This window comes from Deltaproteobacteria bacterium (assembly GCA_011375175.1).
Taxonomy (GTDB): Bacteria; Desulfobacterota; GWC2-55-46; order GWC2-55-46; family DRME01; genus DRME01.
In genome coordinates this window covers 1-9836 of the sequence record DRME01000040.1, presented here as the reverse complement: position 1 = coordinate 9836, position 9836 = coordinate 1, and the positions used below count along the sequence as shown (strand labels likewise).

Genomic DNA, 9836 nt, shown 5'->3' with positions numbered 1-9836 from the left:
AGTTTCCCCCAGACCCCCTTCAAAGACTTTCAATACGAGTTGGTTTCCCCCTGTTTTGCCAGGCAAAACAGGGGGAAACCAACTCGCATTAAAAGTTTTTGGAGGGAGTCTGAGGGAACCTTTTTACAAAAAGGTTCCCTCAGTGTAATCAATCGAAACTTTCCTCAGTCATCGAGGGATATTGCCATGACGACCTTCAAGGACCTGAGAGGATTTTTGAGGAGGCTTGAGAAGGGTGGGCAGCTCAGGCGGGTGCGCGTCGAGGTGGACCCGGAGCTTGAGGTGGCCGAGATAATGGACAGGCTCGTGCGAAGCGGGGGTCCGGCGGTGGTCTTCGAGCGCGTGAGGGGTTTCGAGGGTGTGCCCATAGTGGCCAACCTTTACGGCACGGCCGAGCGGGTGGCCATGGGGCTGGGCATAAGCGAGGACGATATAGGCGAGATAGGCGAGTTCATAGCCTTTCTCCAGCGTCCCAGGCCCCCGGAGGGGCTCTGGAACGCCGTCAAGAGCATACCGCTCTTCGGAAAGATGCTCACCCTCGGCCCCAGGACCGTGAGCAGCGGTCCCTGCCAGGAGGTGGTCCTCACGGGAGAGGACGCCGACATCTCGCGCTTTCCCATAATAAAGTGCTGGCCCGGCGACGCCGCCCCGCTCATCACCTGGCCCATCGTCATAACCCAAGCGCCCGGGGGCGGTCCCTACAACGCCGGCGTCTACAGGATGCAGTACCTCGACCCCAGACGCGCCATAATGCGGTGGCTTGCCCACCGGGGCGGCGCCTCGCATCAGCGCCAGTGGGCGGCCCGCAACGAGCCCATGCCCGTGGCCGTGGCCATAGGGTGCGAGCCGGCGACGACCATAGCCGCCGTAACGCCGGTGCCCGAGGACGTGGGCGAGTTCCACTTCGCGGGCGTGCTGCGAAAAAAGGCCATAGAGCTCGTCCCCTGCAAGACCGTGCCGCTCGAGGTCCCGGCAACGGCCGAGATAGTCATCGAAGGCGAGATCCGTCACGACGAGACGGCCCCCGAGGGACCCTACGCCGACCACACGGGCTACTACAACAGCGTCGAGCCTTTCCCGGTCTTCCACGTGAAGGCCGTGACCCACCGGCGCGACCCCCTCTACCTCACGACCATAACGGGCCGCCCTCCCAAGGAGGACGCCGTCATCGGCACGGTGCTCAACCGCATGTACCTCCCCTCGCTCAGGCTCCACTTCCCGGAGGTCGTCGACTTCTCGCTGCCCATGGAGGCCGTCTCCTACAGGATCGCCGTCGTCTCCATAAAAAAGGAGTATCCAGGCCACGCAAAGCGCATGATGATGGGCATCTGGGGGGCCCTGAAGCAGTTCCTCTACGTCAAGTACGTGATCGTCGTCGACGACGACATAAACGTCCACGACTGGAGCGACGTCGTCTGGGCCCTCTCCACGCGGGTGGATCCCAAGCGCGACACGACCGTGATAGAGGACACCCCCATAGACTACCTCGACTTCTCGTCTCCGAAAGAAGGGCTGGGCAGCAAGATGGGCATAGACGCCACCAACAAGAGGGGCCCGGAGGTGACGCGGCAGTGGGGCGAGCCGGTGAGGATGGACGAGAAGACGGTGGAGCTGGTCACGCGGCGGTGGCGCGAGTACGGCCTTTAGGAGCCTTTTTCGGTCCTTCTGCGGAAAGCGCCCCGCCGGGAGATCATGACGAGTCGATGATGCCTTTTATGGCGGCCAGGAGATCGGGGATGTCGTAGGGTTTCTGGATGAAGCCTATGCGGTTTTCGCGCAGCGACCGCCAGTCGATGCTCCTGTCGGTGTATCCGCTGCACAGCAGGACGGCGAGGTCGGGGCGCGTCTTCCTCGCTCTCTCGGCGAGGCTCAGACCGCTCATGTCGGGGAGGACGAGGTCGCTGAAGAGGAGATCGACGGCGCCGTCCGCGTCCTCGAGGAGTTCGAGGGCCTCCCCGCCGTTTGCGGCCTCGCTTATCCGGTAGCCCTTCTCGACGAGCGCCATGCGAAGCGACTCCCTCACCACGGCCTCGTCCTCCACTACGAGTATCCTCTCCCCGCCGCCTCCCGGCTCGTCGCGGCGGGTCGCGGCCGCCGCCCTGGAGGCCGCGCCTTCCGCGGCCCGCAGGCAGACCGTGAAGCTTGTGCCCTTGCCGGGCTCGCTCGTGACGCCGAGAAGCCCGTCGTGCTCCTTTACTATGCCGTAGACCACGGAGAGCCCCAGCCCCGTACCCTTGCCCGATCCCTTGGTGGTGAAGAAGGGCTCGAAGATGTGCCGGCGGACCTCTTCGTCCATGCCCACACCCGTGTCCTCGATGACGATGCACACGTAGCGGCCCGGCTCCGCCCCCGGCATGGTCTTGCAGAAGGACTCGTCGGCCACCCTGTTCTCGGTCCTTATGGTGAGCACACCGCCATCGGGCATGGCGTCGCGGGCGTTGACGGCCAGGTTCATGATAACCTGCTCGATGTTCGACTCGTTGGCCAGCACGGGCCATAGCTCCGAGTCGAGCTCGGTCTCGACCGATATGTCTTCGCCTATGACCGGCGCGAGGATGTTGAGGAGACCGCCGATGGTTTCGTTTATGTCCAGGACCTTGAGTTCCGTCGGCTGCTTGCGGCTGAAGAGGAGGAGCTGGCGTATGAGGGTGGCGCCGCGCTCGGCCGTGGAGCGTATCTTCTTGAGGCCCTCGTAAAGGGGACTGCCGCGGCGGACCTTGCTCATCGACGAGTAGGTCAGCGCCTTTATGGCCGTAAGCAGGTTGGTGAAGTCGTGGGCCACGCCGCCGGCAAGCCGTCCTATGGCCTCCATCTTCTGGGCCTGGAAGAGCTGCTCGCGCAGCTCCCTTTTGAGGTTCTCGTCGGCGATGCGCGCCGTCACGTCGGTGCCGAAGAGCGCGTAGCCCACAAGCTCCCCTCCGGCGCCGTAGATGCCGGAGACCCGCGCCTCGATGGTGCGCACCCCGCCGTCTTCCCTGCGCTGCTCCACCGTGTAGCGGTGCTCGCCGCAGCGCCTTACGTTCTCTATGCCCCTGCGGAAGCGCTCCTCGTCGACACCGACCTTTTCGTGTATCTGGTGAACGCTCCTGCCTATGACCTCGGAGGCGGCGTAACCGTATATCTGCTCGGCCCTGGGGTTGTAGTAGGTGATCGTGAAGTCGAGATCCGTTGTGACGATGGCGCTCTCTATGGCGCTTCGAAGTATGCTGTCAAGGTACATGGACTTCTCGACGAGCGCGGCTTCGGTCTTGCGGTGTTCGGTCACATCGGTGACGAGAACGAGGCTGGCGCCCGGTCCGTCGGCGTCGTCCAGTGACTCCGAGGCGATCCGCACCGTAAGCAGGCGGCCGTCCTTGCGGCGCATGTCCACTTCCCTCGGTTCGCAGCTTGCGCGGGCCGCCGTTGCGGCCTCCACGCTGGCGGGGTCGAAGAGATCGGCGTAGGGGCGGCCTATGAGCTCGTCGGGGCCGAAGCCCAGTATGCGGCAGAGCCTCCTGTTGACGAAGGTTACCGCTCCGGATGCGTCTACGGCCACCAGGCCGTCGTTTATCCTGTCCACGAGGCGGCGGAACCGCTCCTGACTGCGAGCGAGAAGCTCTTCTGCGCGCCTGGGGCCGCCGACGTCGCGGAGCACCACGAGGCGCTCCCCCGCCGCGCCGACGACCCTGCAGCGCACCGCCGCCGTCCCTCCGTCGCGGCGTCGAAGCCTCGCCTCCCGCTCCCCGCCACGGCCGCCGCCCTCCCCTGCAGGCCCGCCCCGGCGCGCCCCCGGGGCGTCCCCCTCTACGAAGAGACGCGCCGACGGAAGGCCCACCAACTCGTTACGGTCGTAACCGAGGAGCTGCGCAGCGGCGTCGTTGCAGCGCGTGACGAGCCCCGTTGAAATATCCTCGACGATGACCGCTTCGTCCAGCGCGTCGACGAGGGCGTCAAAGCGCAGCTCGGCACGGGAGAGTGGCGCACCGCCCGTCTTCGAGGGCGCCCTGGCGGGACCGCGCCCACCGTGAACCTCTTCCCTGCCCCCGTCCCTCCAGTGCTTCATATCCCCATCCACCTCAAGCCGGACCGGTCCGCCCCCTGGGCTCAGAGCTCCCCGAAGACCTCCTCCAGCACGGAGAGCCCGCACTCCGCCTCCTCCCCGCTTATCACGAGGGGCGGAAGCAGCCTCAGGACGCGCTCTCCTATGGCGTTGACCAACAGGCCCCGCTCCATGCACCGCAGCACCACATCGGGAGCAGAGGCGTCGAGCTCCACCCCCATCATTAGCCCCAGGGCCCGCACCTCGCGGATGAAGGGGAAGCGCCGGCGCAGCCTTTCAAGCCCCTGCGCAAGCTGCGCCCCCACCTTCCGGCAGTTCTCCAGCACGCCTTCCTCGAGTGTAGCCTTGAGGGCGGCCACCCCGGCGGCCGTGGCCAGCGGGTTGCCGCCGAAGGTGGAGGCGTGGGCTCCGGCCGTGAAGGAGCGGGCCACCTCCTCAGTCGCCACCATGGCGCCTATGGCCACCCCCCCGCCCAGCCCCTTGGCGAGCGTCATGATGTCGGGCGTAACGCCGAAGTGCTCGTAGGCGAAGAGCCTGCCCGTGCGGCCCATCCCCACCTGCACCTCGTCGAATATGAGCAGCACGCCGGCGCCGTCGCAGACCGAACGAAGCTCCCTCAGGTACCCCTCGGCCGGCATGTTCACGCCGCCCTCGCCCTGGATGGGCTCGACGAGCACGGCCGCCGTCTCTTCGCCCAGCGCACTGCGCAGGGCCTCGACGTCGTTGAAAGGCACGTAGACGAACTTCTCAAGGAGCGGCTCGAAGCCTTCCTGCACCTTCTTCTGGCCCGTGGCGGCCAGCGTGGCCATGGTCCTTCCGTGGAAGGACTTCTCCATGGTTATTATCTGGAAGCGCCCCTCGCCCCTGTCGCTGAAGTACTTGCGCGCAAGCTTTATGGCCGCCTCGTTGGCCTCGGCCCCGGAGTTGCAGAAAAAGACCTTGTCGCCGAAGCTGTTGGCCGCAAGCAGTCCGGCCAGCTCGGCCTGGGGCTCGATGTGATAGAGGTTCGAGACGTGAAGCAGCCTGGCCGCCTGCCTTTGCAGGGCCTCCACAACCGCGGGGTGGCAGTGGCCGAGATTGCAGACGGCAAGACCGGAGACGAAGTCGAGATATCTCTTGCCGTCGCCGTCCCATACCCACGCGCCCCGCCCCCGCACAAGGGCGATGGGAAAACGCCTGTACGTGGCCGCCACGTGCCGCTCGGTGAGCGCCATTATCTCTTCGTTACTCCGTTCCCGTTCCATTGCGATACCTTTCCGGCCTCTGGGGGAAACTTTCTGAAGAAAGTTTCCCCCAGACCCCCTTCAAAGACTTTTAACTTGGGCTAAAGAACCTCGTTTCCTCGGCGATCATGAGAACCAACGCGGATCGAGGAGCAAACAAAAAGTTTTTGGAGGGAGTCTGAGGGAACCTTTTCTACAAAAAGGTTCCCTCAGAGTAATCGATTCTATTCCCCGCCGAGCCATGCGGTGGCTATGCGTTCGATGCCGGCGTAGTCGCGTCTGAGCGCGAACGCCCCGTAGCGTCCCGCGGCCCTGAAGATATGCTCCACGTCGCCGCCCTGGCCGTAGCCTATCTCGACCACCACGGCCGCGCCGCGGCGCAGCCGCGGCGCGGCCTCGCGGGCGATGCGCCCGATGAAGCGGAGGCCGTCGGGACCGCCGTCGAGGGCGATCCTCGGCTCATGGAAGAGCTCGGGGTCGAGCCCCTCGATATCGGCCGATGCCACGTAGGGGGGGTTCGAGACCACGAGGTCGAAGGGACCGGCAAAGGCGGCGTCGTCGAGGGCGTCGAAGAGGTCGCCGGCCACGAACTCCAGGCGGTCGGCCACGCCGTGGCGCTCCGCGTTGCTGCGGGCAACGGCGAGCGCCGGCTCCGATATGTCGGCGGCGACGACCCTTGCGTCCGGCCGCTCCAGGGCCATGGCCACGGCTATGGCGCCGCTGCCGGTGCAGAGATCGAGCACCGCCGGACCGTCGCCGTCCCACGGCGCCCGCTCCTCCATGACGCCGAGCGCCCGCAGCGCCTCGTCTACGACGAGCTCGGTCTCGGGCCTCGGGATGAGCACGTCGGGGGTGACCGCGAGGGCAAGGCCGCGGAACTCCTGCTCGCCCAGTATGTACTGGAGCGGCTCGCGCCGCCCGACGCGCCGCTCCACCACCGAGGCCAGCGCCGCCGGAAGCCGCGGAGCGGCCCTGAGCCCGCCCATGCGCAGCCTGAGCTCGGCCGGCTTCACGCCCGTAAGGTGCGAAGCCGCCAGCAAGGCCTCCCTGCCGTCCACGCCGCCCGCCTCGAGCAGCTCTTCGGCCGCCCCGACGGCCTCGGCCACCGTGGCCGCCTCCCGAAGGCGCACCTCAGCCGACCGTATCCTCGCCTTTGTCGTCGTCGCCCTCGACACTTATCTTCGTACCGATGCCCGCGTCGGTGAAGACCTCGAGCAGCACGGCGTGCTCGATGCGGCCGTCTATTATGTGGGCCGAGTTGACGCCGCCGGCCACCGTCTCGATGCAGCAGCGGAGCTTGGGGATCATGCCCCCCGTTGCGACTTCCATGTCTATGGCCGAGCGCGCCTCGTCGAGGGTGAGCCTGGAGACGAGTTTGCCGGACTTGTCGAGGAGTCCCTCCACGTCGGTTAGCAGTATGAGCTTCTCGGCCCTCAGGGCCGTTGCGATGCGGCCTGCCACGAGGTCGGCGTTTATGTTGTAGCTGCGGCCGTCCTCGCCTCCGCCGACCGGCGCTATGACAGGTATGAAGTTGCTCGTGTCCAGGCACTCGATGACACTCGGGTCGATGGCCTCCACGTCGCCGGCCAGGCCCATCTCCTCGCCCTGGATCTTCAGCGCCCTGGCCTTTACGAGCCCGCCGTCCTTGCCGCCCAGACCTACGGCGTTGCCGCCGTAGTGGTTTATGAGCCCCACTATCTCCTTGTTCACCTTGCCGACGAGCACCATCTCCACCACGTCCATCGTTTCGTCGTCGGTCACCCTGATGCCGCTCACGAAACGGCTCTCCTTGCCGAGCCTGCTGAGCAGATCGCCTATCTGCGGACCTCCGCCGTGGACGATGACAGGGTCGAGCCCCACGTACTTCATGAGCACCACGTCGCGGGCGAAGCTGCGCTTGAGCTCGGGCTCGACCATGGCGCTGCCGCCGTACTTGATGACGATGGTCTTGTTGTGGAACTTCCTGATGTAGGGAAGCGCCTCGAATAGCGTCTTTATCTTGTCTATGTGTCGTTGAACCATCGGTCTTCCTCGCGGGCGGGTCAGAGTATGTAGCGCGAGAGGTCCTCGTCGCGGAGTATGGCCGAAAGCCTCGAGCGCACGTACTCCCTGTCGATGGTCACTTCCTTGTCGGTGAGGTCGGGGGCGTCGAAGCTTATCTCGTCGAAGACCATCTCCATGACCGTGTGGAGCCGCCGGGCCCCGATGTTCTCCATCCTGTCGTTGACGGCCGTGGCTATTGCGGCGATCTCGCGGATGGCGTCGTCGGAGTACTCGATGCTCACGCCCTCGGTGGCGAGCAGGGCCTTGTACTGTCTCGTGAGCGAGTTGCGCGGCTCGGTGAGTATCCTTGCGAAGTCGTCCTCGCCGAGGGGCCTGAGTTCGACCCTTATGGGGAAGCGTCCCTGGAACTCGGGTATCAGGTCCGAGGGCTTGGCCACGTGGAAGGCGCCGGAAGCTATGAACAGAATGTGGTCGGTGCGGACCATGCCGTACTTGGTGTTGACCGTGGAGCCCTCCACAAGGGGCAGCAGATCGCGCTGCACGCCCTCGCGGGAGACATCGGGTCCCTGGCCCGACTGGCGGCCGGCGATCTTGTCTATCTCGTCTATGAAGACGATGCCCGACTGCTCGACCCGCTCGACGGCGTCCTTCACGACCTTGTCCATGTCGATGAGCTTCTGGGCCTCCTCGGCGCGGATGAGCTCGAAGGCCTCGGGGACCTTGACCTTCCTGCGCCTCGACTTGCGGGGGAAGATGTTGGAGAAGATGTCCTTTATGTTCATGTCCATCTCCTCCACCCCGCCGGCGGAGAATATCTCGACCATGGGCATCTTCTGCTCCGTCGTCTCTATCTCCACGACCCTGTCGTCGAGCTTGCCCTCGCGCAGCAGCTTGCGAAGTTTTTCGCGCGTGGACCTGCGCAGCTCGCGTTCCTTTTCGACGCTCCGGGGGTCCTGTGCCGGAGCGGCCGGGGTCGCGGACGGCAGCAGATGATCGAGCAGCTTCTCCTCGGCCAGTTCCTGGGCCTTCACGTCCACCTTGACGCGCTCCTCGTCTTTCACCATCTTGACGGCGAGCTCCGTCAGGTCACGGATGATGCTCTCCACGTCCCGGCCCACGTAGCCGACCTCGGTGAACTTGCTCGCCTCGACCTTGAGAAACGGCGCCATGGCGAGCTTTGCAAGACGCCTCGATATCTCGGTCTTGCCCACGCCCGTGGGGCCTATCATGATGATGTTCTTCGGCGCTATCTCGTCGCGCAGCTCGGCGGGGACCTGCTGGCGGCGCCAGCGGTTTCGAAGCGCTATGGCCACGGCCCGCTTGGCCTCGCGCTGGCCGACTATGTACTTGTCGAGCTCCGAGACGATCTCTCTGGGCGTAAAGCTTTTCATCCTGCTCAACGGACCTCCCGTGAAAGACTGAAACTCCCCTTGACTGCCGCGGGGGAAACTTTCTCTGGGGGAAACTTTCTGTAGAAAGTTTCCCCCAGACCCCCTTCAAAGACTTTTAACTTGGGCTAAAGAACCTCGTTTCCTCGGCGATCATGAAAACCAACGCGGCTCGAAGAGCAAACAAAAAGTTTTTGGAGGGAGTCTGAGGGAACCGGGGGTCCATGACCCTTTACAAAAAGGTTCCCTCAGTGCAATAAATCAGAGTTTCCTTAAAGAAATCTTGAGGGGGCTTGCCGCTACCGCCGCCTGCGTGGCGCTCCCCGGCGGGTTCGGCCCGCGCCAGGCGGGCTCACAGCTCCTCGACCGTTATCCTGTCGTTGGTGTAGACGCACGTCTCTGCCGCCGCCCTGATCGCCTCTACGGCTATGGAGCGCGCATCCATCTCGGTGTGCCTTACGAGCATCCTTGCCGCCGCCGCTGCGAAGGGTCCTCCCGAGCCTATGGCGGCTATCCCCTCTTCCGGCTCTATGACGTCGCCGCTCCCCGATATGATGAAGCTGTGCCCGCTGTCCACGACTATGAGCAGGGCCTCGAGCCGCCGCAGTATCTTGTCTGTCCGCCAGTCCTTGGCCAGCTCCACGACGGCGCGGGTGATGTTGCCGCGGTACTCGTCGAGCTTGGCCTCGAACTTGTCGAAGAGCGTCATGGCGTCGGCCGTGGAGCCGGCGAAGCCGGCGAGCACCTTGCCCTCGCGCATGCGCCGCACCTTCACCGCGCCGTGCTTGACCACCGTGTTGCCCATGGTGACCTGGCCGTCTCCCGCCATGGCCACCCGGCCGCCGCGCCTTACGGCTATGATGGTGGTGCCGTGGAATCCGCTCAAGATCGAAAAACCTCCTTCCGGCGAGCTTTCGGGGAAAGACTCCCCTCCCCCCTCAAAGACTTTTAAGGAAACTCTGATTTATTGCACTGAGGGAACCTTTTCGTAAAAGGGTCACAGACCCACGGTTCCCTCAGACTCCCTCCAAAAACTTTGGTAATGGCTAACCAAATCGGACCAAATCATGTAAAATGGTTTGGTCGTGAGACGTTGCACCGAGTGTTTTTATAGCCGTGCCTGGCAACTTTCCGACGGGCGTTTCAAGTGTCGTCGTTGCGGCAGGCGCTACAGTTGGACTT

Annotated in this window: 7 protein-coding genes; 1 reads left to right on the top strand and 6 read right to left on the bottom strand. The window is 64.6% G+C overall.

What is annotated here, in order from left to right; translation table 11 throughout:
• The first annotated feature begins 186 nt into the window (after positions 1-186).
• Entirely contained in the window at positions 187-1647 is a 1461-nt protein-coding gene (locus tag ENJ37_02630) for a UbiD family decarboxylase (protein ID HHL39380.1), read from the top strand.
• A gap of 43 nt (positions 1648-1690) precedes the next feature.
• On the opposite strand, the gene ENJ37_02625 is transcribed toward ENJ37_02630, so the two are convergent.
• The 6 genes from ENJ37_02625 to hslV form a co-directional block, all read right to left on the bottom strand.
• Positions 1691-4042: a PAS domain S-box protein gene (locus ENJ37_02625; protein ID HHL39379.1), complete on the bottom strand. Its 2352-nt coding sequence runs from the start codon at positions 4040-4042 to the stop codon at positions 1691-1693.
• Positions 4043-4083: 41 nt separating this feature from the next.
• Positions 4084-5283, bottom strand: a complete 1200-nt coding sequence (locus ENJ37_02620) for an acetylornithine transaminase (GenBank protein HHL39378.1) — start codon at positions 5281-5283, stop codon at positions 4084-4086.
• Positions 5284-5486: 203 nt separating this feature from the next.
• On the bottom strand, positions 5487-6437 hold the full coding sequence (gene prmC / locus ENJ37_02615; protein HHL39377.1) for a peptide chain release factor N(5)-glutamine methyltransferase: 951 nt from the start codon (positions 6435-6437) through the stop codon (positions 5487-5489).
• Positions 6394-7284, bottom strand: a complete 891-nt coding sequence (argB, locus tag ENJ37_02610) for an acetylglutamate kinase (protein HHL39376.1) — start codon at positions 7282-7284, stop codon at positions 6394-6396. Before argB ends, prmC begins: the two co-directional genes overlap by 44 nt.
• Positions 7285-7304: 20 nt before the next feature.
• A complete protein-coding gene (gene hslU / locus ENJ37_02605; GenBank protein HHL39375.1) occupies positions 7305-8657 on the bottom strand; it encodes an ATP-dependent protease ATPase subunit HslU in 1353 nt (450 codons plus the stop codon).
• A gap of 349 nt (positions 8658-9006) precedes the next feature.
• Positions 9007-9540, bottom strand: coding sequence for an ATP-dependent protease subunit HslV (hslV, locus tag ENJ37_02600; GenBank protein HHL39374.1), 534 nt, complete (start codon positions 9538-9540; stop codon positions 9007-9009).
• Positions 9541-9836 lie beyond the last annotated feature (296 nt).